The 25449-nt window shown below is 69.0% G+C and carries 22 protein-coding genes; 8 read left to right on the top strand and 14 right to left on the bottom strand.

Features of this window, described 5'->3' with window-relative positions:
* Nucleotides 1-53: 53 nt before the first annotated feature.
* From ACIBL3_RS07390 to ACIBL3_RS07375, 4 genes are all read left to right on the top strand, one after another.
* Nucleotides 54-899 (top strand): helix-turn-helix domain-containing protein, encoded by an 846-nt coding sequence (locus ACIBL3_RS07390; protein ID WP_396352407.1) that lies wholly within the window; start codon nucleotides 54-56, stop codon nucleotides 897-899.
* A complete protein-coding gene (locus ACIBL3_RS07385; RefSeq protein WP_396352406.1) occupies nucleotides 896-1327 on the top strand; it encodes a VOC family protein in 432 nt (143 codons plus the stop codon). Before ACIBL3_RS07390 ends, ACIBL3_RS07385 begins: the two co-directional genes overlap by 4 nt.
* Nucleotides 1328-1391: 64 nt before the next feature.
* Nucleotides 1392-3236: a DNA helicase RecQ gene (gene recQ / locus ACIBL3_RS07380; protein WP_396352405.1), complete on the top strand. Its 1845-nt coding sequence runs from the start codon at nucleotides 1392-1394 to the stop codon at nucleotides 3234-3236.
* Nucleotides 3237-3324: 88 nt separating this feature from the next.
* Nucleotides 3325-3903, top strand: a complete 579-nt coding sequence (locus ACIBL3_RS07375) for a dihydrofolate reductase family protein (RefSeq protein ID WP_396352404.1) — start codon at nucleotides 3325-3327, stop codon at nucleotides 3901-3903.
* On the opposite strand, the gene ACIBL3_RS07370 is transcribed toward ACIBL3_RS07375, so the two are convergent.
* The gene (locus ACIBL3_RS07370; RefSeq protein ID WP_396352403.1) at nucleotides 3900-5057 is read right to left on the bottom strand and encodes a serine hydrolase domain-containing protein; all 1158 of its coding nucleotides are present in this window, start codon (nucleotides 5055-5057) and stop codon (nucleotides 3900-3902) included. The genes ACIBL3_RS07375 and ACIBL3_RS07370 overlap by 4 nt on opposite strands.
* A gap of 60 nt (nucleotides 5058-5117) precedes the next feature.
* On the opposite strand from ACIBL3_RS07370, the gene ACIBL3_RS07365 reads away from it, so the two are divergent.
* Nucleotides 5118-5879, top strand: a complete 762-nt coding sequence (locus ACIBL3_RS07365; RefSeq protein WP_396352402.1) for an SDR family NAD(P)-dependent oxidoreductase — start codon at nucleotides 5118-5120, stop codon at nucleotides 5877-5879.
* On the opposite strand, the gene ACIBL3_RS07360 is transcribed toward ACIBL3_RS07365, so the two are convergent.
* Nucleotides 5880-6245: a VOC family protein gene (locus tag ACIBL3_RS07360; RefSeq protein ID WP_396352401.1), complete on the bottom strand. Its 366-nt coding sequence runs from the start codon at nucleotides 6243-6245 to the stop codon at nucleotides 5880-5882. It abuts the gene before it with no gap.
* 37 nt (nucleotides 6246-6282) lie between these two features.
* On the bottom strand, nucleotides 6283-7107 hold the full coding sequence (locus tag ACIBL3_RS07355) for a helix-turn-helix domain-containing protein (protein WP_396352400.1): 825 nt from the start codon (nucleotides 7105-7107) through the stop codon (nucleotides 6283-6285).
* A 69-nt stretch (nucleotides 7108-7176) separates the two neighbouring features.
* Between ACIBL3_RS07355 and ACIBL3_RS07350 the strand changes: the two genes are divergently transcribed.
* Both ACIBL3_RS07350 and ACIBL3_RS07345 read left to right on the top strand, forming a co-directional pair.
* Nucleotides 7177-8289: an MFS transporter gene (locus tag ACIBL3_RS07350; protein WP_396352399.1), complete on the top strand. Its 1113-nt coding sequence runs from the start codon at nucleotides 7177-7179 to the stop codon at nucleotides 8287-8289.
* Between the two features lie 5 nt (nucleotides 8290-8294).
* A complete protein-coding gene (locus tag ACIBL3_RS07345; protein WP_396352398.1) occupies nucleotides 8295-9083 on the top strand; it encodes an alpha/beta fold hydrolase in 789 nt (262 codons plus the stop codon).
* Here ACIBL3_RS07345 and ACIBL3_RS07340 read toward each other — a convergent pair.
* The 6 genes from ACIBL3_RS07340 to ACIBL3_RS07315 form a co-directional block, all read right to left on the bottom strand.
* Entirely contained in the window at nucleotides 9058-10890 is a 1833-nt protein-coding gene (locus ACIBL3_RS07340; protein ID WP_396352397.1) for a DUF3352 domain-containing protein, read from the bottom strand. The two genes, ACIBL3_RS07345 and ACIBL3_RS07340, sit on opposite strands and share 26 nt — an antisense overlap.
* Nucleotides 10891-10941: 51 nt before the next feature.
* The gene (locus ACIBL3_RS07335) at nucleotides 10942-11574 is read right to left on the bottom strand and encodes a hypothetical protein (protein WP_396352396.1); all 633 of its coding nucleotides are present in this window, start codon (nucleotides 11572-11574) and stop codon (nucleotides 10942-10944) included.
* Nucleotides 11575-11693: 119 nt separating this feature from the next.
* Nucleotides 11694-12647, bottom strand: a complete 954-nt coding sequence (locus ACIBL3_RS07330; RefSeq protein ID WP_396352395.1) for a hypothetical protein — start codon at nucleotides 12645-12647, stop codon at nucleotides 11694-11696.
* A gap of 106 nt (nucleotides 12648-12753) precedes the next feature.
* On the bottom strand, nucleotides 12754-16299 hold the full coding sequence (gene dnaE / locus ACIBL3_RS07325; protein WP_396352394.1) for a DNA polymerase III subunit alpha: 3546 nt from the start codon (nucleotides 16297-16299) through the stop codon (nucleotides 12754-12756).
* 196 nt (nucleotides 16300-16495) lie between these two features.
* On the bottom strand, nucleotides 16496-18142 hold the full coding sequence (locus tag ACIBL3_RS07320; RefSeq protein ID WP_396352393.1) for a glycoside hydrolase family 13 protein: 1647 nt from the start codon (nucleotides 18140-18142) through the stop codon (nucleotides 16496-16498).
* Between the two features lie 145 nt (nucleotides 18143-18287).
* Entirely contained in the window at nucleotides 18288-20579 is a 2292-nt protein-coding gene (locus ACIBL3_RS07315) for an ATP-binding protein (protein WP_396352392.1), read from the bottom strand.
* A gap of 69 nt (nucleotides 20580-20648) precedes the next feature.
* Here ACIBL3_RS07315 and ACIBL3_RS07310 point away from each other — a divergent pair, with 69 nt between their 5' ends.
* Complete coding sequence (locus ACIBL3_RS07310; RefSeq protein ID WP_396352391.1) at nucleotides 20649-21428, top strand: alpha/beta hydrolase; 780 nt, start codon at nucleotides 20649-20651, stop codon at nucleotides 21426-21428.
* A 22-nt stretch (nucleotides 21429-21450) separates the two neighbouring features.
* Here the strand turns inward: ACIBL3_RS07310 and ACIBL3_RS07305 are convergent, their stop codons facing one another.
* The 5 genes from ACIBL3_RS07305 to ACIBL3_RS07285 all read right to left on the bottom strand — a co-directional run bounded on the left by ACIBL3_RS07305 (nucleotide 21451) and on the right by ACIBL3_RS07285 (nucleotide 25418).
* Nucleotides 21451-22437, bottom strand: a complete 987-nt coding sequence (locus ACIBL3_RS07305) for a type IV toxin-antitoxin system AbiEi family antitoxin domain-containing protein (RefSeq protein WP_396352390.1) — start codon at nucleotides 22435-22437, stop codon at nucleotides 21451-21453.
* 107 nt (nucleotides 22438-22544) lie between these two features.
* Complete coding sequence (locus tag ACIBL3_RS07300; protein ID WP_396352389.1) at nucleotides 22545-23162, bottom strand: Type 1 glutamine amidotransferase-like domain-containing protein; 618 nt, start codon at nucleotides 23160-23162, stop codon at nucleotides 22545-22547.
* Nucleotides 23159-24067 carry an RluA family pseudouridine synthase gene (locus ACIBL3_RS07295; RefSeq protein WP_396352862.1) on the bottom strand — a complete coding sequence of 303 codons (909 nt, stop codon included), beginning with the start codon at nucleotides 24065-24067 and terminating at the stop codon, nucleotides 23159-23161. Before ACIBL3_RS07295 ends, ACIBL3_RS07300 begins: the two co-directional genes overlap by 4 nt.
* 20 nt (nucleotides 24068-24087) lie before the next feature.
* Complete coding sequence (lspA, locus tag ACIBL3_RS07290) at nucleotides 24088-24732, bottom strand: signal peptidase II (RefSeq protein ID WP_396352388.1); 645 nt, start codon at nucleotides 24730-24732, stop codon at nucleotides 24088-24090.
* Nucleotides 24705-25418 carry a TraR/DksA C4-type zinc finger protein gene (locus ACIBL3_RS07285; protein ID WP_396352387.1) on the bottom strand — a complete coding sequence of 238 codons (714 nt, stop codon included), beginning with the start codon at nucleotides 25416-25418 and terminating at the stop codon, nucleotides 24705-24707. The genes lspA and ACIBL3_RS07285 overlap by 28 nt, the downstream gene beginning before the upstream one ends.
* Between the last annotated feature and the right edge of the window lie 31 nt (nucleotides 25419-25449).

Below are 25449 nucleotides of genomic sequence, written 5' to 3'. Positions count from 1 at the left end.
CCCGGATTCTGGCCGCCTCGAAACTGTCCACGGGCCGTCCTAGCCTGAGAACCATGACGGGCTACGAGCTGCACTCGCGGCGGGTGCACCCTGCCCTGCGCCCGTACGTCGCGGACATCAGCGGCTATGCGTACGTCGGTGACCCACCGGCACTGCATCGCGGCCTGCCCTCGCAGTACCTCACGCTCGTCATCACGCTGGACGATCCGCTCGGGGTCGCCTGGCCGGACTCGCCCGTCGAGAAGTACGACACCCTGATCGGTGGCCTGCACTCGACCGCCGTCCACATCGGCGAGACACCCAACCGGTCCGGTATCCAGCTCGGCCTCACGCCGGCTGCCTCGCGCGCGCTGTTCGGCCTGCCGCCGGGCGAGCTCGCGTCGATCGTCGTCGGCCTCGATGAGGTCATCGGCGCACCGGCTCGGGTGCTCACCGATCGCCTGCGCGCGGCGCCGACCTGGGTCGACCGCTTCGACGTGCTGGAAACGATGCTGCTCGAGCAATGGGCCGAGCCGCCCGCCGGGGAGACGCGTGCCGAGGTGGGCTGGGCGTGGCGCCGGCTCCGCGAGACCGCCGGCGGCATCGGCGTACAGGATCTGGCGGCCGAGGTCGGGTGGAGCCGGCGGTACCTGACCGAGCGCTTCACCACGGAGTTCGGGCTGGCTCCGAAGGTGGCTGCCCGGGTGATGCGGTTCGAGCAGGCGGTCGGGCGGCTCCGGCGCGACCCAAAGGCCAAGCTGGCCGACCTGTCGGCCGAGCTCGGGTACGCCGACCAGGCGCACCTGACCCGGGAGTGGAACACGATCGCCGGTTGCTCGCCGCGGCAATGGGTCGCCGAGGAGTTGCTCCCAAACATTCAAGACGCACCGCCCGGCGCGGCGGCAGAGTCGGAGGTATGAGCACTTCAACCGAGAACAAGATCGTCGTCGGCGTCTGGCCGACCCTGGTGTACCACGACGGCCACGCGGCCCTGAAGTTCCTCACCGAAGGACTCGGCTTCACCCAGGTCTGCCTGTACGCCGGGGACGCCGAAGGATCGATCGCGCACTCCGAGCTGGCCTGGCCGACTGGTGGTGGCGTGATGGTCAGCTCGGTCGGCCGTTCGCACGTACCGGACGACTTCTCCTGGTTGGCCGACCACCCGCAGTCGGTCTACCTGGTCGTCGACGGTGACCCGGATCCGTTGCTGGCCAAGGCGATCGCCGCCGGCGCGGTCGTCGTACGGGGACTGCGGGACGAGGACTATGGGTCCCGCGGCTTCACCGTGAAGGACCACGAGGGCAACCTGTGGAGTGTCGGCACGTACCCCGGCGAGCTCACCGAGTAGGGGTTATCCACAACCCGCCCACGAGGTCCGGGATCGGCCGTCCCGGAGTCACTAGAATCGCCGGGTGACCGAGACAGCCGCAGTCCTGGACGAATCCGCCGGCGAAGCACTCGAGGTGCTCCGCCGGGTGTTCGGGTACGACGCCTTCCGCGGTCAGCAGGCCGGCATCATCGACACCGTGATCGCGGGCGGCGACGCGTTGGTGCTGATGCCGACCGGCGGCGGGAAGTCGTTGTGCTACCAGATTCCCGCTCTGGTCAGATCCGGCGTAGGTGTGGTGATCTCGCCACTGATCGCGCTGATGCAGGACCAGGTGGACGCGCTGACCGCGCTCGGGGTGCGGGCGGGGTTCCTCAACTCCACGCAGGACTTCGAGCAGCGGCGTGAGGTCGAGCAGGCGTTCCTGGCCGGTGAGCTGGATCTGCTCTACCTGGCGCCCGAGCGGCTCCGGGTCGAGGCGACCGTGCGGTTGCTGGACCAAGGCAAGATCGCGCTGTTCGCGATCGACGAGGCACACTGCGTGTCCCAGTGGGGGCACGACTTCCGGCCGGACTACCTGATGCTGTCGGAGTTGCACGAGCGCTGGCCCGACGTACCGCGGATCGCATTGACCGCGACGGCGACCGAGGCGACGCACCGGGAGATCGCGACCCGGTTGAAGCTGTCCGACGCCAAGCACTTCGTCGCGAGCTTCGACCGGCCCAACATCCAGTACCGGATCGTCCCGAAGGACAGCCCGCAGCGGCAGTTGCTCGACCTGCTGCGGACCGAGCACGCCGGCGACGCCGGAATCGTCTACTGCCTGTCCCGCAACAGCGTCGAGAAGACGGCGGAGTTCCTGACCAAGAACGGCATCGAGGCCCTGCCGTACCACGCCGGTCTGGACAGCCGGACCCGCGCGGCGAACCAGGCCAGGTTCCTCCGCGAGGACGGTCTGGTCGTGGTCGCGACGATCGCGTTCGGCATGGGCATCGACAAGCCGGACGTGCGTTTCGTGGCGCATCTCGACCTGCCGAAGTCGGTCGAGGGCTACTACCAGGAGACCGGTCGCGCGGGGCGGGACGGACTGCCGTCGACGGCGTGGCTGGCGTACGGGCTGCAGGACGTCGTACAGCAGCGGAAGATGATCGACACCTCCGAGGGTGATCTCGCGCATCGCCGCCGGCTGAGCAGTCATCTCGACGCGATGCTGGCGCTGTGCGAGACTGTGCAGTGCCGCCGCTCGCAACTCCTGGCGTACTTCGGCCAGCAAGGCGACGCCTGTGGGAACTGCGACACCTGCATGACCCCACCCGAGTCGTGGGACGGCACGATCGCGGCGCAGAAGCTGCTGTCGACGGTCTACCGGCTGCAGCACGAACGCGGTCAGAAGTTCGGCGCCGGTCAGCTGATCGACATCCTGCTCGGCAAGGAGACGGAGAAGGTCAAGCAGTTCCGGCACGACCAGCTGACCGTCTACGGGATCGGCACCGAGCTGAAGGACCCCGAGTGGCGCGGAGTGGTCCGGCAGCTGCTCGCGCAGCGGTTGCTCGCAGTCGAGGGCGACTACGGCACGCTCGTGCTCACCGAGGAGAGCGGCGAGGTGCTCGGCCGCCGGCGCGAGGTGATGATGCGCCGTGAGCCGGAGCGCGCGGCCCGCTCGTCCAGGTCGTCCAGTGCGAAAAAGGCCGCCGCGGACCTTCCCGCCGAAGCCGCGCCGATCTTCGAGCGGCTGCGTGGCTGGCGTGCCGGTGTGGCCAAGGAGCAGGGCGTCCCGGCGTACGTCATCTTCCACGATGCGACCCTGCGCCAGATCGCGACCGACCTGCCGAGCAGCCTGACCGAGCTCGGGAGCATCAGCGGCATCGGCGAGAACAAGCTGGCCAAGTACGGCGACGGCGTGCTGGCAGCCCTCGCCGAACAAGACTGATCCGACGATGTCGAATCCGCTCGAGCCTCTTCGACGGGAGGGTATGGGGCGCGGACCGGCCGCGCCGCCGGACTGAAGGAGCAGACTCATGTCCTCATCGGTGTTGTTGATGTCGATGTCCCTGGACGGTTTCATCGCGGGCCCGAACGACGTCCCGGGCAACCCGGGCGGCGACGACTTCATGCGGCTGCACAAGTGGTACGAAGGACCGGACGGCGAGTTCGGCCGACCGGATGGGCCCGCCGGGGAGATCGTGGACGAGTTGAACGCGACCGGCGCCGTCCTGGTCGGGCGGCGGACCGCGGAACAGGTGGACTACTACGGCGGCGACCACCACGGCACACCGCTGTTCGTGTTCAGTCGCACACCCGACCAGGCAGCGGCGGCGAAGTACCCGGCGGTGACGTTCGAGTCCGACATCGCGATCGCGATGGCGCAGGCGAAGGCCGCTGCCGGCGACAAGGACGTGCTGGTCCACGGCGCGTACACGGCGCAGAGGGCGCTCGAGGCGGGTGTTCTGGACGAGTTGCAGATCGATCAGGTTCCAGTGCTGTTCGGCCAGGGGCGCCGACTGTTCGACGTCCTACCGAACCGGATCGAGCTGGACGTCGTCCGAGTCATCGACACCCCGGCCGCCACCCATCTGCGCTACCGGGTTCGTCGCTAGCCGAGCAAGGGCTGCAGGGCTGCGGTGAAGTCGGTCATCACGGTGTCCACCTGCCTGTTGCCGTCGGCAAGGAGAAGGGCGATGGCGAGCTTCTTGTCCGGGACGACGACCAGCAGGCTGGTGTAGTCGGGCATGACCCCGCGGTGGCCGACCGCCGTACCGATGCCGAAACGCTGGGTGAACAGCATTGTGCCGAGACCGTACTCGCCGTCGCCGTTGGTCATTTCGCTGACCAGGTTCGCCGGGATCACGCGGCCGCCGTACAACTGGTAGCCCCAGCGGGCGACCGTCGGTGCGTCGGCCGCGAGCCCGCCGTTCGCGGCGGACAGGCTCGCGATCGCGCGGCACGGCAGGTAGCCGTCGTCCGCCTTGCCACACACGGGATTCGCGTCGGCGGCGAGCGGTGACTGCGGCCTCTCGCCGTCCTGGAACGCGGCCCGCGGCAACTCGGCGGGAGTCGCCAGGTCGGTGCGAAGCGTCTTCGCCAGCGGCTTGCCGGCGACCTTCTCGATCAGAATGCCGAGCAGGACGTAGCTGGGGTTGCTGTAGTTGTAGGTGCCTGGCTGCCCGATCGGCGCGGAGTGGTACGACAGCGCCTGCTCGGCGGTCCAGGACTTGCCCGGCGCGGCCTTGATCGCAGTGTCCATCCGGCCGTAGTCGGCGGGCAGGTAGTTCGGTACGCCGGACAACATCGCCAAGTGTTGTCGCACGGTTGCGTTGTTGGCGGTCAGCTTGTGCTTCACGTACGTCGAGATCGGCGCATCCAGGTCGACGTTGCCCTGGCCGGCGAGGCGCATCACCTCGGCGGCCACGAACGTCTTCGTGATGCTCGCGACCCCCATGATCGTGGTCGGCCCGATCGCCGTACCCGCCGCATCGACCCCGGCCGCGCCGGACCAGACCCACCGGTCCGTGACGACGGCTGCGCTCACACCCCGCGACGCGGACTCGTCTCCCGGATTGGCGGCGTACCGGGCGACGACCTTCGCCAGCACGGCCTGGAGCGTCTCGGCCTTCGCCGGCTCCAGCGTCGCCGTTGCAGGCTGCGGCCACGTCGGCGGCGCCTCGGTGGTCGAGGCGACCGGCCCGCCGCTGTCCGCATTACACCCGACGAGCGCGAGCCCGACCACCGCAACGATCCCCCAGCGTCTCATCTGGCGATGGTCGCACCTTTCGAGTTCACTGCTGCCGCGTGCTCGTGTGAGGGTGGGGCTATGGCACGTGTTCTGGTGACCGGATCCGCGGATGGGCTGGGTCAGCTGGTGGCCCGGGAGTTGATCGAGCAGGCGCATGAGGTGGTGCTGCATGCGCGCAACGCGGGGCGCGGCGACGATGCCGTGGCCGCGCTGCCCAAGGCGGCGGGAGTGCTGATCGGAGAGCTGTCGAGTATCGACGAGACGCGCGACGTGGCTCGGCAGGCCAACGACTCCGGCCGGTTCGACGTTGTCGTCCACAACGCGGCGGTCGGGTATCAGGAGCCGCGGATCGAGACGGTCGACGGGCTGGAACACGTGTTCGCGGTCAACGCGCTGGCGCCGTACCTGCTGACCGCTTTGATCGAGCGGCCCGACCGCTTGGTGTATCTGAGCTCGGGGATGCACGAGAGTGGCGACGTCGTACTGGACGACCTGCAGTGGGTACGGCGCCGGTGGAGTGGGTCGCGGGCGTACTCGGACTCGAAGCTCCACGACGTGATCCTCGCGTTCGCGGTCGCCCGGCGCTGGCCCGACGTACTGTCGAACGCCGTCGACCCAGGCTGGGTGCCGACGAGGATGGGCGGCCGCGGCGCGCCCGGCGACCTCAACCAGGCGCATCTGACGCAGGTGTGGCTGGCCACGGCGCCGAGTACGCCGAGCGGCGGGTACTACTACCACCTGCGCCCGCACGCGACGCATCCGGCGGCCGCTGACCCCGAGGTCCAGGACGCGTTCCTCGAGGCCTGCGGCTCGCTCACCGGGGTGCCGTTCCCCGGGTGATCACTCCTGTACGGCGTACAGCGTGTTGCCGTCGGGGTCCCGGAAGGTGAACATCGGCGGGACGTCGGGCCAGACGATCAGTTCGTCGGTGTCGACGCCTTCGGATTGCAGGTGCTTGTGGGCGGCGGACGCGTCGGCGGTGACCAGGCGGATGCCGGTGTCGACGGGCTCGTCGGACGTGGCCGGGGTCAGGGCGAGGTTGGTCGGGGCGCCGGGCGGGGCGACGACGATCCAGCGGCCGCCGATCTCGGGCAGCGGGGCGTCCATCAGCACCTCGAACCCGAGGGTCCCGGTGTAGAACGCGAGCGCGCGGTCCTGGTCGCCGACGGGGACACCGATGGTCCGGATGCCGGTGAAGTGGTTCATCTCTACCTCCTGGTGGTGGGTGCTCTCACTGGTGCTCTCACCAAGGGGTAGAGACTGCGCGGGAGATTTCGACATCCCCGAGCTGAGATTTCTTGAGTCCGTAGACGACGAGGTACTGATCCGGTGTGTCGAGTACGGCGACCACCTCGTAGTCCACGCTGATCCGCCCGAGCTCCGGGTGGTTCAGCCGCTTCTCCCCCGACACGTGCCGCCGCACTTCCCGCCGGGACCACCGCTCCGCAAACTCCGCGCTGCTCTCGACCAACTCGTCGACCAGCTCCCGGTACGCAGGATCCTCCACCAGATGCCCCGCCGCCGACCGCAGCTGAGCCACCGTCTCGTCCGCAACCAGCTCCCACTCCACAAACAACCCCCGAGCCCGCCGGTCCCCAAACACATATCGAGCATTGTTCGGCCACTCACCACCGAACCGCCCCGGAAACAGGTACTCCGCAGCACCATTCCAAGCAAGCACATCCCCAGTCCGCCCGAGGACGACAGCCGCCGAAGGCGAGGCAAGAAGCCCGATCATCCGCAGTGCCGACGGCGAAACCTGCTCAACCGCCATCTCCGGCCGTCCGCTCGTTACCAGCGCGTTGAGGTGGCTGGCTTCGTCTGGGGTGAGTTGGAGGGTTCGGGTGAGGGCGTTGAGGACGCTGTCGGAGGGGTGGGAGGCGTGGCCTTGTTCCAGGCGGGTGTAGTAGCCGACGCTGACTCCGGCCAGGTTGGCGACCTCTTCGCGGCGGAGGCCGGGCGTGCGCCGGGCTGGGCCTTCGAGGAGGCCGGCGGCTGCGGGAGTCAGCCGGGCACGGCGTTCGCGAAGAAAGGCGCCGAGCTCCCGCTGCCTCGAGTGGCGCGTCATCTGTTCCGCCTCCTGACTGTCCCTGACAGGTGTACCCGGCAACCAGTTCCGCGCCCCACGGTAGTTGGTGTGTTCGCCGCAGCGCTGTCCTTCTTCCTCATCACACTCAACGCCTCCATGGTGACAACTGCTCTGCCCGCGATCGGCCGCGACCTCGGTGCCGGACCCACCCTCGCCTGGGTGCTCACCGGCTACTCGCTCGTGTTCGCCGTCTGCCTGCACCCCGCCGGCGCGTGGGCCGACCGCATCGGCGCCCGCCGCGCGTTCACTCTCGGCATCACCGTCTTTGCGACCACCTCCGCGATCTGCGCGATCGCCGGCGACCTCGCCGTACTGCTCGCCGCCCGGGCGATCCAAGGCGCCGCAGCCGCCGCCGTCCTCCCCGCCGGTCTCGCTCTGCTCAGCGCCGCACACCCCGATCCGGCGGACCGCTCCAAGGCAGTCGGCCGCTGGGCCGCCGCAGGCGCGATCGCGTTGGTCCTCGGCTCCCCGCTCGGCGGCGCGATCACGACCCTGGCCGGCTGGCCCGGCACGTTCTGGCTCAACGTGCCCGTCGCCCTGCTCACCCTCGTCCCACGGCTCCCCAGCACCCCACCGCAACCACGCCGCCGTCTCGACGGACTACTCCGCACGCCACCGGTCCTCGTGAGCTCGGCCACCGGGTTCGCCCTCAACTTCGCCTCGTACGGCGCCATCTTCGTCGTCACGTTGATGCTTCAGCAGGACCTCGGCCAGTCGGCGTGGACCACCGGGCTCGTCTTCGTCCCGATGACCCTGCTGATCATCCCCGCGAACCTCCTCGCCGGCCACCTGCGCCGGCCCCTCCCCCTCGGCCTGCTGCTGATGATCGCCGGACTGACCGGCCTCGCAATCACCGGCACCGAAGCCACACTCTGGCAGGTGATCGCCTGGCTGCTGCCGATCGGCGCCGGTGCGGGTCTCGTGGCGCCCGCAGTCACCACGATGATGCTCGACGGCATGCCGCCCGACCGTAGCGGCCTGGGCGCCGGTCTCCTGAACGCATCCCGCCAGTTCGGCAGCGGCGCCGCGCCCGCGATCTTCGGCGCCCTCCTCAGCACGAGCATCGGCTTCCGGCTGAGCACCGGCCTCGCCGCCGTGGTCGTCGCAGCCAGCCTGTCCCTGACAGGTGTACCCAGGCCGACCCGTCATCCGCGATCCTGAACTGCATGCCAATGATTGCCCTGAACAACAGACGCTTCGGCTACGAGGACTCCGGCGGATCGGGTCTGCCGATCGTGGCCGTCCACGGCACCTTCGGCAGGGGTACGACGTTCAACGGCATCGCCGGCCGCCTCGCACCGGACTATCGCGTGATCGCCCCCGACCTCCGCGGCCACGGCGCCTCCGACCACGGCGGCCCGTACGACTTCGTCACCGACCTGGCCGAGTTCATCGAAGCCCTCGACCTCGCACCCGCCCTGATCGTCGGACATTCACTCGGCGGCGTGACGACGTACCGGCTGGCCGCACAGCGACCGGAGCTGGTCCGCGCGATGGTCATCGAGGACGTCGGCGCGGTCACCGACGAGACCGAGCTCGAGCAGCCGGTGCTGGACACGACCGCTTGGCCGCCGCGCTTCGAAAGCCGAAGCAGGGCGGAAGCCTTCTTCGCGCACAGCCCAGCACCGGACTACTTCCTGGAGAGCGTGGTCGAACGTGACGGCGGCTGGGAGACCCTGTTCGATCCCCGCGAGATGCTCGAAGTCCAGCAGACCAACGCAGGGAACTGGTGGAGCGACTGGCAGGCCTCCGACCAGCCCACTCTGTTGCTCAGAGCAACCGGGAGCTTCCTGCTGAGTGACCGGCTGGCGGCCGAGATGACCGCCCGCCGCCCGGACACCGAGTTGTGCACGATCGACGCCGGCCACTGGATCCACAGAGAAGCCCCGGACGGCTACACAGCGGCCGTCCGGGGCTTCGTCGAGCGGGTTACTTCGCGACCACTCGCAGGCTGAACTCGGCCTTTCCGTCACCGGTCGAGCGGACGACGTAGCCGCCGGAGCGGAGCGCCGCCAGGTCCTTGTTGGAGCTGAACTCCCGGCTCAGCGAGCCGGCTGCCTCGAAGTCGATGTAGCCGATCGTCACCGCGCCCTTGGTGTCGGGCAGGGCCTGCTTGAAGGTGTCGGTCCCGCCCAGGTTGCCGCCCTTCAGCACCTGGTCGGCGTACGACTGGTCGGTGGCGACCACCAGCGAGCCCTCGTCCTTGGCGGTCTCGATCGGGATGTTGCCGTTCGCCTTGCGCCGCAGCAGGTCGGTGAGCTTCTCCACCACCGGCTCGGCCTTGGCCGGGTCGGTCTCCATCCGGGCCGCGATCTTCGGGCCGTCGCCGGCCTCCTTGTCGATCGCCACCGCCAGGTTCTTGCCCAGCAGGCTCTTCAGGTCGCCCGGCAGGGTCAGCCCGGTCTCGTCCTGGAACGCGTCGACCAACTGCTGGACGTTGCCGTTCGAGGCCTTCTCGACCTGCTTCCACATCGTGTCGACCAGGTTCTCGCCACCGGAGATCGCGATCGCGCCGGCCGTGGTGTCGGGGAGCTGACCGATCAGCTCACCGGCGTCGGCTCCGTCGACCTTGACGCTCTGGTCACCGTGGGCGACGCCCTTCAGCTCGACGTACGACGAGTCGAACCGCAGCGCGGCCGCCATCGAGGCGTCCGAGATCCCGGCCAGCTGCTCGGACCCGACCTTGCCGGAGATGTCCGCGATGCCCTTCATGTCGGCCCAGACCGAGGCGAAGCCCTGCTCGCCGAGCGCGTCCATGTCGGCGCTGAACTTGGCGTTCTTCTCCAGCGGGTTATCCTTGCTGGCGGCAACGGCCTGGTCCACGGTGGCCTGGTCGTCGGCGAGCAGCACGTAGCCGTTGCTGAACGCCCGGCCCGGCTTCTTGTCCTCGTTGGCCATCAGCTTGTCCAGGCCCTTGGCGGCCTCGTCCTCGTTCTTCACCTCGACGGCGACCACGATGACCGGGTCGTCCTTGTCACCGGCCGGCGGCAGCGCGGCCAGACCGGCGCGTTCGCCGAGCCACGGCTTGACGTCCTTGTCGTAGTCCACGTCGGCGAGGTCGTCACCGGCGTACTTCTTGATGGTCTCGAACAGCTTCTGCCGCAGGTCGTCCTGCTCGCCGGTCAGGCCGAGGTTCTCCTTCACCGACGGGAACTTCAGCAGGTACCGGATCGCGGCGACCTTCTGGCCGGCCGACGGGTTGAGGTCCACGCGGGCGTAGGCGACCGCCGTGCCCGGCAGCACCGCGGCCGGCTGCTTGCCTCCGTTCAGCTTGCCGTAGGCGAAGACGCCGCCGCCGGCGACCACCAGCACCATGGCCAGCGCCGCGATGATCGGGATCAGCTTGCCGCGCTTCTTCGGCTCCGGCTGCCACTGGTGCTGACCGGGTCCGTACCCGGTCCCCTGCGGCGGCTGCCCACCGACATGCATCTGCTCGTACGACGCCTGCCCACCAGGCTGCCCGTACTGCGGCCCACCCTGCTGGTACTGCGGCTGCTGCGGCCCACGCGGCGGCTGACCGTACTGCTGAGGCTGACCCTGCGGACCGGGCTGCCCCGGCTGCTGGTACGGCGACTGCCCAGGCGGCGGACCGTACTGCGGCTGCCCCTGCGGCCGACCCTGCTGCGGCTGACCCTGCTGCGGGTACGGGCCCTGGTTGCCCTGAGCACTCATCGGCGGACGCTGCGCGCCCGGCTGGCCGTACTGGTTCGGGTTCTGCGGACCGCCCGGGTACTGCGGATTGGGCGGATAGTTCTCGGACATAAGCTCCCTCGCGTGGTCCCAGACGGCCTCACCCGTCCGGGCCTAGTCAGGCTAGTGCACCTGCGGCGAGGACTCTGACGTGCCAGGTTGCGATGTGGTTGCAACCGGTGTTGCGGTCGGCTCGGCACGCCAGGTCGTGGCGGCGATGATCGCGGCCGCCAGCGCCGCACCGACCAACCATGCCGCAGCAGGGGTCCATGTGTGCAGCTCGAGCGGGGCTGCGACCAGATCACCCGGCTTCGCGGCCTCCAGCCGCGGCTGGAGCGGGTCGTGGCCGAGCAGCATGCCGACGCCCCACGCGACGCCCGCGCCGAGCACGGCACCGAGCGCAACGATCGCGACCGACCACGGACCGTAGTTCCGCAGCCACCAGAACAGTGCACCGCCGAGCGACAGCGCGACGATGAACCCGATCGCGGTGAAGGTCCCGTCCGGACCGAACACCCGAGTCATCTGCTCCTCCCCCAGCGCGCCACCCTGCTCGTCCACCGTGTACTGCGCCAGCGGCGAGAACTGCTGCCACGCCCACCCGGCCACCACACCGGCGACCAGGAACCCGATCACGGTCACCGCGATCGCCTTCGCCCACGGCATCGCCGGCTCCTGCGGCGGCGGCGTACCGAACGGAGCCCCCGTCGGCGGAGGCAGGTACGGCGAAGGCTGGGCAGACTGGGGTTGCGTCACCTCGACAGTGTGCCGCACGTCAGCCACCAATCCTCAATCGGCCAGCCAGGAACCCCTGAAAACGGACGTCCCGCACACCCTCGGCGAACCGGGGGTGTGCGGGACGTTCGGTGCTACTACTACTCGCCGACCAGCTGCGAGTAGTGCGAGGTGAGCGACACGTGGCTGACGCCGTTGAAGACGCCCGGGATCTTGCCGTACGACGTGATCGCCGTCGCGGCGCCGTTCGCCTTGCTCATGGCGTACAGGTAACCGGACTGGGTGTTGTGGTCCACACCGGCGACGAGCGAGCCACCGCGAGTGCCGCAGCCCTCGACGACCAGCGACTCGTACGCCGCCCAGCCGGAGCTGCGGATCAGCTTCAGCACCGGCTTGGCGCCCGCGGCGACCGGGATGCGGACGGAGTAGAGCGCACCGGCGGTGGTCGTCATCAGCAGCGTGTCGTACGTCGCGGTCTCGCTGATCACGGTCATCGCCTTGAAGCCCCGGAAGCCCGGCAGCGGGCCGAGCGACCGGAAGCCGGTGCCGATCATCTGGTACCGGTACAGGCTGCCGTTGGTGTTCAGGCCGTACAGGTACGCGTGCCGGGGCAGCGTGACGCTGTAGTTGGACGTGGAGATCGCCTTGAAGGTCGACCAGCCCGGACCGACCTTCTTGAAGGTGGGCACCGGGTTGCCCTCATCCGGCAGGTACGTCGTGTGCCGGTACAGGTTGTCGCCCTGCAGGAGCAGGCCGTAGAAGTAGAGCTGGGTACCGGTGGCGTTCGCCGCCAGGTACCAGGTCGCGTTGGCCCGGGTGCCGACGTACGGGAACGGATCCCAGGAGAAGCCCGCCGGCGGCTTGCCGGCCGTGGCGTCGATCTCCTGCATGGTGCCCGCGGCGGTCGGCACGCCCATCCAGATCTGGCACGCCTCGCTCAGGGCCAAGGCCCGCACCGGCTGCGGGTTGGTGACCTTCTCCGAGAAGTGCGGCTTCGGGTCGGCCGAACCGGTGGCGGCGGCCGGGACCGAAGCAACCGTCGCGGCCAGCAGGCCGACGGCGGCGAGTGCAGGCGCGAAGCGCTGCAATTTCATATGGAGTTCCCCCTCCAGCAACGTCTCGAGAGCTCGAGATCGCGCCGACTATAGCTGACGGCACAGACAACCAGCGACCTGGTTGCTCCCGGCCCCGATCAGGTCCTCAACCGGCCAGGCAGGACGGGCCGAGCAGCGCCTTCAGGTCCGCGCTCAGCGCCGACGTCGGGGTCACCCGGAACCGGTCGCCGATCCGCATCACCGTCGTCTTCTGCCGGGCCTGCAGCCGCAACTGCACCTCGGTCATCCCCGGGTGCGCCTGCAGGATGTCCCGGAGCTGGTCGACGACCGGCTGGGTGCAGCGGGTCACCGGCATCGTGATCACCACCGGACCGCTCGGCCCCTCGGTCAGGTCCGGGACGACGACCTCGTCACCGCTCAGCTCGACCCGGTCCTCACGACGGCGCAGCCGGCCCTTCATCAAGATGATCGCGTCGTTGCTCAGCAGGTGCGCGTGCAGCTGGTACGCCGAGGAGAACATCATCACCTCGATCGAACCTTCGAGGTCCTCGATGGTGACGATCGCGTAGATGTCGCCGCGCTTGTTCACCTTCCGCTGGACCGCCGTGACCAGGCCGCCGATCGTCACCCGGGTGCCGTCCGGCCGGTCCTCGTCGGCGAGCAACTGGCCGATCGTGCAGTCGCTGCCGTTGGTGAGCACGTGCTCGACACCGAACAGCGGGTGGTCGGAGACGTAGAGACCCAGCATGTCCCGCTCGTGCGAGAGCTTGGTCGCCTTGTCCCACTCCTCGATCTCGGGGACGGTGACGGTGAGCCGGCTGTTGCCCTCGCCCTCGTCGGCGTCGTCGCCCATCGAGAACAGGTCGAACTGGCCGTGCGCCTCGTTCCGCTTCAGGTCGATCGCCTCGTCGACCGCCTGCTCGTGCACCGCGACGACCGCGCGCCGGGCGTGGCTCATCGAGTCGAACGAACCGGCCTTGGCCAGCGACTCGATCACGCGCTTGTTGCAGACCGGCAGCGGCACCTTGTCGATGAAGTCGACGAAGTCGGCGAACCGGCCCTGCTCCTCCCGCGCCGCGACGATCTCGGCCACCACGTTGACGCCGACGTTGCGGATCGCGGACAGGCCGAAGCGGATGTCGGTGCCGACCGGGGTGAAGTTCGAGTCCGACTCGTTCACGTCCGGCGGCAGCACCTTGATGCCCATCCGGCGGCACTCGTTCAGGTAGATGGCCATCTTGTCCTTGTCGTCCTTCACCGACGTCAGGACCGCGGCCATGTACTCCGCCGGGTAGTTGGCCTTCAGGTACGCCGTCCAGTACGAGACCAGCCCGTACGCCGCCGAGTGCGCCTTGTTGAACGCGTAGTCGGAGAACGGGACCAGCACGTCCCAGAGCGCCTTGATCGACGCCTCGGAGAAGCCGTTCGCCTTCATCCCCTCGGAGAATCCGACGTACTCCGCGTCCAGCACCTCGCGCTTCTTCTTGCCCATCGCGCGGCGGAGCAGATCCGCTTTGCCCAGCGTGTAGCCCGCGAGCTGCTGGGCGATCGCCATCACCTGCTCCTGGTAGACGATCAGGCCGTACGTCGTCCCCAGGATCGGCTCCAGCGCCTCGGCCAGCTCGGGGTGCAGGTAGCTGACCTCCTGCTGGCCGTTCTTGCGGAGTGCGTAGTTGGTATGGCTGTTCGCGCCCATCGGGCCGGGGCGGTAGAGCGCGCCGACCGCGGAGATGTCCTCGAAGTTGTCCGGCTTCATCAGCCGCAGCAGCGCCCGCATCGGGCCGCCGTCGAACTGGAACACGCCCAGGGTGTCGCCGCGACCGAGCAGCTCGAAGGTCGGCCCGTCGTCCAGGGTCTTGGCCAGCTCGTCCAGGTCCAGCGCGATCCCGCGGCTGGCCTCGACGTTCTTGACCGCGTCGTCCATGATCGTCAGGTTGCGCAGGCCCAGGAAGTCCATCTTGACCAGGCCGAGCGTCTCGCAGCTCGGGTAGTCGAACTGGGTGATGACCTGGCCGTCCTGCTCGCGGCGCATGATCGGGATCAGCTCGATCAGCGGCTCGCTGGACATGATCACGCCGGCCGCGTGCACACCCCACTGGCGCTTCAGGTTCTCCAGGCCGCGGGCGGTGTCGACGATCTTGCGGACGTCCTGGTCGGACTCGTACAGCTGCCGGAACTCGCCGGCCTCGGAGTAGCGCTTGTGGGTGGAGTCGAAGATCCCGGACAGCGGGATGTCCTTGCCCATCACCGACGGCGGCATCGCCTTGGTGATCCGGTCGCCCATCGCGAACGGGTAGTCCAGCACCCGGCCGGCGTCCTTGATCGCCTGCTTGGCCTTGATGGTGCCGTAGGTGACGATCATCGCGACCCGGTCGTCGCCGTACTTCTCGGTGACGTAGCGGATCACCTCGGGGCGGCGGCGGTCGTCGAAGTCGATGTCGAAGTCGGGCATCGACATCCGCTCGGGGTTCAGGAACCGCTCGAAGATCAGGCCGTGCTGGAGCGGGTCCAGGTCGGTGATCCGCATCGAGTACGCGCACATCGAGCCCGCACCCGAGCCACGGCCCGGACCGACCCGGATGCCGTGCTCCTTGGCCCAGTTGATGAAGTCCGCGACGACCAGGAAGTAGCCCGCGTACCCCTTCGAGGTGATGACCTCGATCTCGTACTCGGCCTGCTTGCGGACGTGGTCCGGCACGCCGCCAGGGTAGCGCTTGTGCAGGCCGGTCTCGACCTCGGCGACGAACCAGGACTCCTCGTTGTGACCGTCCGGGCAGGGGAAGCGCGGCATGAACCGGCCCTCGCCCTCGGTGAAGCTGACGTCGCACTGCTCGGCGATCAGCAGCGTGTTGTCACACGCCTCCGGGAGCTCCTTCCAGACCTCGCGCATCTCGGCCGCGGTCTTGACGTAGAACTCGTTCGCGTCGAACTTGAACCGGTTCGGGTCGGACAGCGTGGAGCCGGACTGGACGCACAGCAGCGCGGCGTGCGCGGTGGAGTCCTCGGGCTTGGTGTAGTGCAGGTCGTTGGTGGCGACCAGCGGCAGGCCGAGCTCCTTGGCCAGCTTGAGCAGGTCCTTCTGGATGTCCCGCTCGATGCCGAGGCCGTGGTCCATCAGCTCGCAGTAGAAGTTCTCCTTGCCGAAGATGTCGCGGAACTCCGCGGCCGCCTCGACGGCTTCCTTGTACTGCCCGAGCCGCAGCCGGGTCTGCACCTCGCCGGACGGGCAGCCGGTGGTCGCGATCAGGCCCTGGCCGTAGGTGTTCAGCAGCTCGCGGTCCATCCGGGGCTTGAAGTAGTAGCCCTCGAGGCTGGCCAGCGAGCTCATCTTGAACAGGTTGTGCATGCCGGAGGTGTTCTTCGCCAGCAGCGTCATGTGCGTGTAGGCGCCACTGCCGGAGACGTCGTCGCGGCCCGAGTTCGCGTCGCCCCACTTGACCCGCTTGCGCTCCGAGCGGTGGGTGTGCGGCGTCAGGTACGCCTCCACGCCGATGATCGGCTTCACGTCGTACTTCTTCGCCGTCCGCCAGAACTCGTACGCACCGAACACGTAGCCGTGGTCGGTGGTGGCGATGGCCGGCATGCCCATCTCCTGGGCGGTTTTGAACAACTCGTCGATCCGCGCGGCGCCGTCCAGCATGGAGTACTCGGTGTGCACGTGTAGATGCACGAAACTGTCGCTGGACGCCATGTCTGCGCAGACCTCCCAGGGCGTGAGTGAGGGTGACCGCAGCAGCCTAATCGGCGGCACCGACAAGTTCGGTGAGGGGCAGGCCTGGCACGCCGATGCGGCCGCTATCCGGACCCCGCGAGGGGTGTCCGGCCCGGGAGGTGGAGCGGCGGACCTGGCGCCGAGCAGGGGTCCTCAGGACGCCAGGTCCGCCGGCCTAGGCACCGTCTGGCAGGAGGGTCCAGACGGCACTGTTCGGGGGCAGCTTCTCGCCGGTCTCGGGGTCGCTGGCCAGCAGCAGGGTGCCCTCGACCGGGTTGACGACCGGCCGGGACGTGCAGTTGACCGCGCACGCGAAGCCGTCGCCTCGGGTGAACGCCAGTACGCCGGGCTCGGCCGGCAGCCAGCGCAGTACGCCGGAGCCGGACGCGAGCGCCGGGATCCGGTGCCGCAACGCCAGTGCCTCGCGGTACAGGTGCAGCATCGAGTCGCCGTCGCCCAGCAGCAGGTCCGCCGCGTGTCCGGCGAACCACTCCGGCTGCGGCAGCCACGTCGTACCCGAGCCGCCGTCCGGAGAGAACCCGAAGGAGTCGTGCTCTGCTCTCCACGGTAGCGGTACCCGACAACCGTCCCGGCCGCGGCGGACTCCGCCGGTCCGGTGGAACATCGGGTCGGTGAGCACATGGTCCGGCAGGTCGGTGACCTCCGGCAGCCCGAGCTCCTCCCCTTGATAGAGGTACGCCGATCCCGGCAACGCCAACATGAGCAGCGCCGCCGCCCGGGCTCGCGCCAGGCCGAGCTCGAGATCGCCGGGTCCGGCGCCTGGTGCACCGCCGGCATACCGGGTGACGGACCTCGGCATGTCGTGGTTGTTCAGCACCCAGGCGACGGAAGATCCGGACCCGGCGATCGTCTCGAGGCCGCGGTCGATCACGTCGTACAGCGACTGGTCGTCCCACGCGGCGCGGAGGAACTCGAAGAAGAAGGTCTGGTGCAGCTCGTCCGGGCGCTGGTACCGGGCGAGCTGCTCGGTGTCGAGCAGGCCGACCTCGCCGACCAGGACCCGCTCCCGTCCGGTGGTCTGCGTGTACTCCTCCGCAATCGCCCGCCAGCTGCGCCACACATCGTGCACCTCGGGCTGGTTCCAGGCGTGCGGGTTGACCGGGTCGCCGGTCACCTCGTCGCAGTCGGCGTCCTCGTGGTCCGGCAGCCCCTCAGCCTTGTGCAGGCCGTGCGCGACGTCGATCCGCAGCCCGTCCACGCCCCGGTCGAGCCAGAACCGCAGTACCTCCTCGAAGGCCGCCGCGACGTCCGGATGCCGCCAGTTGAAGTCCGGCTGCTCCTTGGCGAACGTGTGCAGGTACCACTGACCGTCCTCGACCCGCTCCCACGCGGAACCGCCGAAGATCGACCGCCAGTTGTTCGGCGGCTCGTCCCCCTCGCCGTCGGCGAAGTGGAAAAGCGCCCGCTCCGGGCTCCCAGGTCCGGCCTCCAGCGCGGCCTGGAACCAGGGGTGCTCGATCGAGCAGTGGTTCGGTACGACGTCGACGATCACCTTCAGGTCGAGCCGGTGCGCGTCCTGGATCAGCCGGTCGAACGACTCGAGCGTCCCGTAGTCCCGGTGGACGTCGCGGTAGTCGACGACGTCGTACCCGTGGTCGTGCTGGGGTGAGGGGTAGAACGGGTTCAGCCAGAGGCCGTCGACCCCGAGGCTGCGCAGGTACGGCAGCCGGCCCCGGACGCCGTCGAGGTCGCCGATCCCGTCACCGTCGGAGTCGGCGAAGCTCCGCACGTAGACCTGGTAGATGACGGCAGTCCGCCACCAGTCGGCAGGACTCAGCGGCGGGCGACTTGTCTCGGACATCGGGACCTCGGGTGGCGCAGGGGAGGGACAACGTTGTCACCCAGGATGCCGGGGCCGGCCTGCGCAGACATCGGGACACCTACGGATTTCGCTACGTAGAGATCAGCAAAAACCCACCGGGCGGCGCCGGAAGCGGGTGGAAACGTTACCGCTCCGGGTGCTCGGCGACCCAGCGGGCGACCTGGGTGCGGGAGGAGAACCCGAGCTTGCTGAGGATGTGCTCGACGTGGGTCTCGGCGGTGCGCTGGGAGATCACCAGACGGCCGGCGATCTCCCGGTTGCTCAGCCCGTCGCCGACCAGCACCGCGATCTCGTGCTCACGCCGCGTGAGCCGCCCCGCCCGCCCCGGCTTGGCCGCCCGGTCGGCGCCGGTGTCCTCCCCGAGGGCGAGCGCGACTGCCTGCTCGAACGAGTACGCCGCCCCCACCGCGAACGACTCGTCGTACGCCGTGTCCCCGATCACAGCCCGGATCCGCTCCTCGGCCCGGTCGTCGAACTGGCTGTACGGCGTGGTCTCGTCGACGTGGGCTCCGCTGGACCGCCAGACCGCCCGGGACGCGCCCATCAACAGCGCAGCCTGCCGCGAGGGGGCGCCGGTCCCGGCACACCACGACAGTGCCTGGACGCAGAACCCGATCCCGGTCCGGTCGTTCAGCGGCTGCCACAGCCGGATCGCCTGCCGGAACGACCGGGTCGCCTCCTCGTTCCGGTTGTGGTCGCGCCACTGGACGATGCCGACACTCCACAGCGCGTACGCCTTCGACGAGTCCGCACCCTGGGACTCGGCCAACTCGTACGCCGCCTGGCTGAACCCGCCGACCCGCGGATCACCGAGGAAGAACGTTGCCGCCGACAACAGGATGAGCGCGTCGAACTCACCGAGCAGGTCCCCGACCGCGCGGAATCCGGCGAGTGCCTGCTCGAGGTGGCCGAGCGCGCCGGCCAGGTCGCCTTGATAGATCAGCGCGTGGCCGGCCACTTCGGCGATCCGGGCCCGGAGCAGGTCGTCGTCGTACCGCTCGGCGAGCTCCGCGCACTCGGCCAGCAGCCGGCTCGTCTGCTCCGTCTCGCCGAGGAACATGGCCAAGTAGCTGCCTGCCCACAGGCCCAGAGCGCGCTGCGGCGTCTGCTCCGGCGAGGCCTCGAGCGCCCGGGTCAGGAAGCGATGCCCCTCACGCAGGCAGCCGGCGAACCAGAAGTTCCAGAGCGGGGCCGCGATCTCGATCGCGACCGGAGCTTCGCCCGGTTCGGCCAGGCAGAAGTCGAGGGCGACCCGCAGGTTGTCGCGCTCGCGGCGCATCCGGATGTACCAGTCGGCCTGCCGCGGCCCGAAGCTCTCCGCCGCCCACCCTGCGGCCAGCGTCCGGAGGTGGTCGCGGTGCCGGAGCCGGAACTCGCGGGTGCGTCCGGCCTCGGCCAGGCGCGTTCCGCCGTACTGGCTGATCGTGGTGAGCATGTCGTACCAGGCGACCGCGTGGCCGGTGGCCATCGTGCGGGTGATGATCGACTTGTTCACCAGTCCGGCGACCAGGTCGAGCACCTCGTCCCGGGCGATGCCGTCGCCCGCACAGACCTGCTCGGCGCCGTCGAGGTCGAAGCCGGTGAACACCGACAACCGCTCCCACAGCAGCCGCTCGGCCGGCGAGCACAGGTCGTAGCTCCAGGTCACCGCAGCCTCGAGCGCCTGCTGACGAGGCGGTCCGGCTGGGCGACCACCGGCGAGCAGCCGGAAGCGGTCCTCGAGGCGGTCGAGGATCTGCGCGAGAGACAGCGTCCGCATCCAGACGGCCGCGAGCTCCAAGGCCAGCGGTACGCCGTCCAGCTGCCGGCACACCTCGATCACCTGAGCCCGGTTCCGGTCGTCGATCTCGAAGTCGGGCAGAACGGCGCGAACCCGGTCGGCGAAGAGAACCAACGACTCGTACTGATCGGCGTCCGGAGTCGGAGCCTCGGGCGGTGGCGTTGACAACGGCGGCACGGACAGGACCTGCTCGCCCTCCACCCCCAGCACGTGGCGGCTGGTCGCCAGTATCCGCAGCTGTGGCGCGGCGGCGAGCAGCTTGCTGACCAGTACGGCGCACGCCTCGGCGACCTGCTCGCAGTTGTCCAGGACGAGCAGCAGATGCTTGTCCTCCAGGTACTCGGCCAGGTCAGCGGTTGGGTCCGCCGAGACCTGACTGAGCTCCAGTGCCCCGGTCAGCGTGAGGCTGAGGAGCGCGGGGTCGCGCAGAGCGGCCAGTTCGACGAACCAGACTCCGTCGGGGAACGTACGCCGTACCTCTGCTGCCATCCGCACGGCCAGACGGGTCTTGCCGACTCCCCCGGCGCCGGTCAGCGTCAGCAGGCGGCTCCTGGCCAGCAACCGCCTCGTGTCCGCCAGCTCCCGACGTCGTCCCACGAAACTCGTCAACTCAGCCGGCAACCGACCCTCTGCCATTGGCTCAGCGTAGGACGGATCCTTGCTCTTGAGACCGGCTCGGCCCGCACACTGATCTACATGGTGCGCATGGCGCTCGTAGTGGGCTCGGTGGTGCTTCTGCTGCTTGCCGTGCTCTGGGGCTACCAGCGGCAGCTGATCTACCTGCCGGATACGACAGTGCCTACGAGTGTGGGCGCCAAGGACGTGGTGCTGGAGACGAGCGACGGGCTGCGGCTGGGTGCATGGCTGGTGCCGCCGCGTGGGGCCGACCGTGGCTTCGCCGTACTGGTCGCCCACGGCAACGGTGGCAACCGGGCCGGACGGATGCCGCTCGCGCAGGCGTTAGCCGGCGAGGGGCTGACAGTCTTGCTGTTCGACTACCGCGGCTACGGCGGCAACCCGGGCAGTCCAAGCGAGCGCGGGCTGGCGCGGGATGTCCGGGCGGCCCAGGAGTACCTGGCCGAGTACGGCGTACCACTCGAGCGGACTGTGTACTTCGGCGAGAGCCTCGGCGCCGCCGTCGTCACCGAGCTAGCCGTCGAACGCCCACCCGCCGGCCTCCTCCTGCGCTCCCCCTTCACCGACCTCGCCTCAGTCGGCCGGCACCACTACCCCTTCCTACCAATCAACTTGCTCCTACGAGACAAGTTCCCCCTCACCAAGCACCTGACCCACCTGAAAACACCGATCACAGTCATCTACGGCACCACCGACTCCGTCGTCCCACCCACCCAAAGCCGCGCCGTAGCCGAGGCAGCACCAACACTTCACGAGGTCATCGAAATCCCCGACGCCAACCACAACGACGCCGTCCTGGTACACGGCCCAGACGTGGTAGCAGCCGTAGTCAACCTCATCCCGTCGTAGTTCACTTGGGGACTTTGGCCAGTCAGTTCAGGTGCATCAGGCTCCCCAGGTTGGCCTGGACGGGGCAGGTGGGGGAACAAGGGGAAGGGTTGGCGGGCCAGCCGCGGGAGCGGAGGACTGCGGCTACCTGGGTGGCTGCAGCGCATGGATCGTGGAGCAGTTGGTAGCCGAAGCGGAGGGTGGGCTTTGCCGACATGAGCGCTGCGTTGTCTCGAGTCATGTCGCGCCACCGGGAGCGTGCGTCCTCGTGCCCGGCCCGGCCGTCGAGTTCGACGATCAGGGCGTAGTCGACGTACTCGATGTCGCGGTACACGATGCCGTTCGCGTCACTGCACCGGACCTGTCGGGCACCGGCCGGGAGTCCGTGAGCTCGCTCGACCTTGCGTACGTAGGCCAGCTCGAGGAAGGACTCGACCCCGCCGACGGCGTCCCGTAGGACCTGGATCAGGAGGCGACGGCGAGGCAGGTGGGGCAGCCGGTCCAGCTCGGTCAGTAGTCGGTGCGGCGTCGTACGGCGCTGACGACAGGCATCGAGTACGAGCGCCGCCCCGTCATCAGCCTTGGTACGACGGCTCGCGACAGTCAGCACCGCCACCTCCAACCGCACCATCGGCGGCTCGCGCGACCCAACCACCCGCGCGTCGAAATCGCGAGAGCGGTTCAGCACGATGCCGGCCTGGCCACGCACCCTGCGGTGGTGCGGTACCTCCAGCCGGATCGCATCACCCCAGTTCCCGTCCAGCCCGTAGCGCCGCAACGCCGTCTCTCCACCCAGCGCCGCCTCCGGTCCGTACGCCAGCCACGCAGCCCAGACCCGCGTCTCCCACGGAACCGGGCCGGAGAAATCGACGTACACACCGTGATGCAGCCGCTGGATCCGCCGACTCCGGCAACGCACCGCCAGCGACCGATCCGACACCCCGGCCGCATTCGCCTGCGCCCTGGTGAACGCCCCCATCTGCCGCCGCCGAACCTCCCCGAACCACGCCCCGCTCTCATTCCCTTCCACACCCCCAACATGCCCCTCCCACCCCCGCCTTTCTCCCCCCTTCCTCCTGCCTGTGGATGAAGTGGGGAGTGGAACCAGTCGATCTGGGTGGGTTTTGCGCCCCAGGTCTAGACGAGCTCGCGGAGGGGGCCGTTGATGACTAGGGCTTGGCCGTCGTGGAGGGGGAGGTAGGGGACGGCGGTGCGGTCGTAGAGGGCGGCTACCTTCTCTAGGAGTTCCATCTCGGGGTGGCCGGGTGAGTTGAGGTGGGGGACGAAGGCGTGGTCGAGTACGCCGAGGCCGTCCCAGATGACCTCGCCGTCGACCGCGTCGGTCGGGTCGCACAGCTCCAGACCGCGCAGGCTCGGTGCGAGGACGCAGACTCCGGCGCTGTAGCCGGCGTACACGAACCGCTCGTCGCGGATCAGCTCCGGCAGGATCTCGTCGGCACCACTGGCTGCGAGCGCCGCCCGCAGCACGAAGACATTGCCGCCACGGACCCATAACCCGTCGTACGACGTCAGACGCGCCCGGAGCTCACCAGGCTCACGCAGGTCCAGCTCCTCCGGTCGGAGGCAGAGCTCGGTCAACCAGGTGATCTCGTCGGCGACCTTCTCCCGTCGTACGGCGGGATCCTCGGCGTCGATCGAGTTGCAGATGACGGCGACCCGGGCGGAAGGCGGCAGGAGTGCTACCAGGCGCTCGGGGTGGTCGCCGAGCCGGAACGACGACAGGTACAGCTTCACTGGCTGTCGACGAGCAGGTCGAGGGCGTGGTCGAGGTCGTCCGGGTACTCCGAGGTGAACTCGACGTACTCGCCCGTGCCGGGGTGGGTGAAGCCGAGTCGCATCGCGTGCAGCCACTGCCGGGTGAGCTGGAGACGCTCCGCGAGCACCGGGTCGGCGCCGTACGTGAGGTCGCCGCAGCACGGGTGCCCGATCGCGGACATATGAACGCGGATCTGGTGGGTGCGGCCGGTCTCGAGGGTGATCTCGAGCAGCGTCGCGTACCGGAACGCCTCGAGCGTCTCGTAGTGCGTGACGCTCGGCTTGCCGCCGGCCACGATGCCGAACTTGTAGTCGTGGTGCGGGTGCCGGTCGATCGGCGCGTCCACGGTGCCGGTGAACGGGTCGGGGTGGCCCTGGACCAGCGCGTGGTAGATCTTTTTGACCGTGCGCTCCTTGAAGGCGCGCTTGAGCACGGTATAGGCGTACTCGGTCTTCGCCACCACCATCAGACCCGACGTGCCGACGTCGAGGCGGTGCACGATGCCCTTGCGCTCCGCGGCGCCACTGGTGGAGATGTTGAACCCGGCGCCGGCCAGGTGGCCGATCACGGTCGGGCCGGTCCACCCGGGGGACGGGTGCGCGGCGACGCCAACCGGTTTGTCGACCACGATGATCTCGTCGTCGTCGTACACGATCCGGAGGTTCTCGACGGTCTCCGGTACGACGGTGACCTCGGCGGGCGGCGGTGGCAGCTCCACGTCCAGGAGGACCCCGGCCGCGACCCGGGCCGACTTGGCCGCCGGGGCGCCGTCGACCTGGACCAGGCCGGACTCGATCAGCTCGGCGGCCTTGGTCCGGGACACGCCGAACAGCCGGGACAGCGCCGCGTCCAGCCGCTCACCGGCCAGACCGTCCGGAACCATCACGGTCCGCGAGTCACCGCTCACTTCTTGAGTTCCTTCGTCCCGTCCAGCCTGATCCCGCGCAGCGTCTGGATCACCAGCAGGGCGGCAGCGGACGTGACGGCCATGTCCGCGACGTTGAAGATCGCCCAGTGCGGGGTCTGCAGGAAGTCGATCACGTGCCCGTGGAACGGCGACGGCTCCCGGAAGATCCGGTCGATGATGTTGCCGAGCGCCCCGCCGAACAGGAACCCGAACGCCACCGCCCACCCGACCGACCCGAGTCGCCGGGACAGGTACACCACGCTCAGCGCGACGATGATCTGGATCGCGCTGATGTACGGCGTATACCCCGCACCGAGGCTGAACGCGGCCCCCGAGTTCCGGATCAGGTTGAACTTCAGGAAGCTCCCGATCACGTCGACCGGCTCTCCCGGCGTCAAGTGCGCCAACGCCAGCGCCTTGGTCAACTGATCCAGGAACAGCACCAGCAACCCCACCGCACCGAACAGCGCCATCAACTTCCACGAGGGCTTCTTCGGGCCGATGTCGGCAGGCTCAGGCTCCGGAGACGACGGAGAACCGGCCGACTCGTCGTCGGCCGGTTCTGGCGTTGGTTCGGCGGCGTCCCCCACCTGGTGGGACGGGTCCGGTTCGCTCAGCGGCGTTCTTCGCGTTCTTTGCATGACACGCACAGTGTCGCACGCGGGAACGCCTGCAACCGACCCTTGCCGATCGCGTTGCCGCAGCTCTCGCAGATGCCGTAGGTGCCGTCCTCGATCCGGGCCAGCGCCCGCTCGATCTGGTCCAGCATGTCCCGGGCGTTGTTGGCCAGCGACATCTCGTGGTCGCGCTCCAGCGTCGTGGAGCCGACGTCGGCCTGGTCGTTGCCGGCCCCGTCACCGCCGTCGCGGAGCAGTCCGACGATCTCCTGCTCGGCGTCGCGGATCTCCTGCCGCAGGTGCACCACGTCGGCTTCCAGCTCGCCGCGCAGCTCGGCCAGCTCGGCCGCCGTCCACGGGGTCTCGCCGGACTTCACCGTGAGGGTCTCTGCCTTGTGTGCTGCGGACTTCGCCGGCGCCGTCGCCGGGGTCCTGTTCTCGTTCGTCTTCATGGCCACCCTCTTCGTCGGAGCTTGCTTGGCAGGGGTCTTCGCCGCTGTACGTTTGGCCGCGGCCTTGCCGGTGGCCTTCTTCTTGGCCGCCTGCTTGGTCGCGGAAGTCTTCTTCGCCGGCGCCTTCTGTGCCGGCGTCTTCTTGACCGGTGCCTTGCGGGCCGTCGTCTTCGTGGCCGGCTCGGCAGCTTTCGCGGCCTTCTTCTTGGCCGCGGCAGTACGTTGGGGGGCGGACTTCTTGGGAGCCGATGTAGCCATGGTCAGCTACCCCCTGCCCTTCGTCGGAGAC

The organism is Kribbella sp. NPDC050124, assembly GCF_044460355.1.
GTDB lineage: Bacteria > Actinomycetota > Actinomycetes > Propionibacteriales > Kribbellaceae > Kribbella.
The sequence above is the reverse complement of the archived record's forward strand: the minus strand, read 5'-3'. Positions and strand labels throughout refer to the sequence as shown.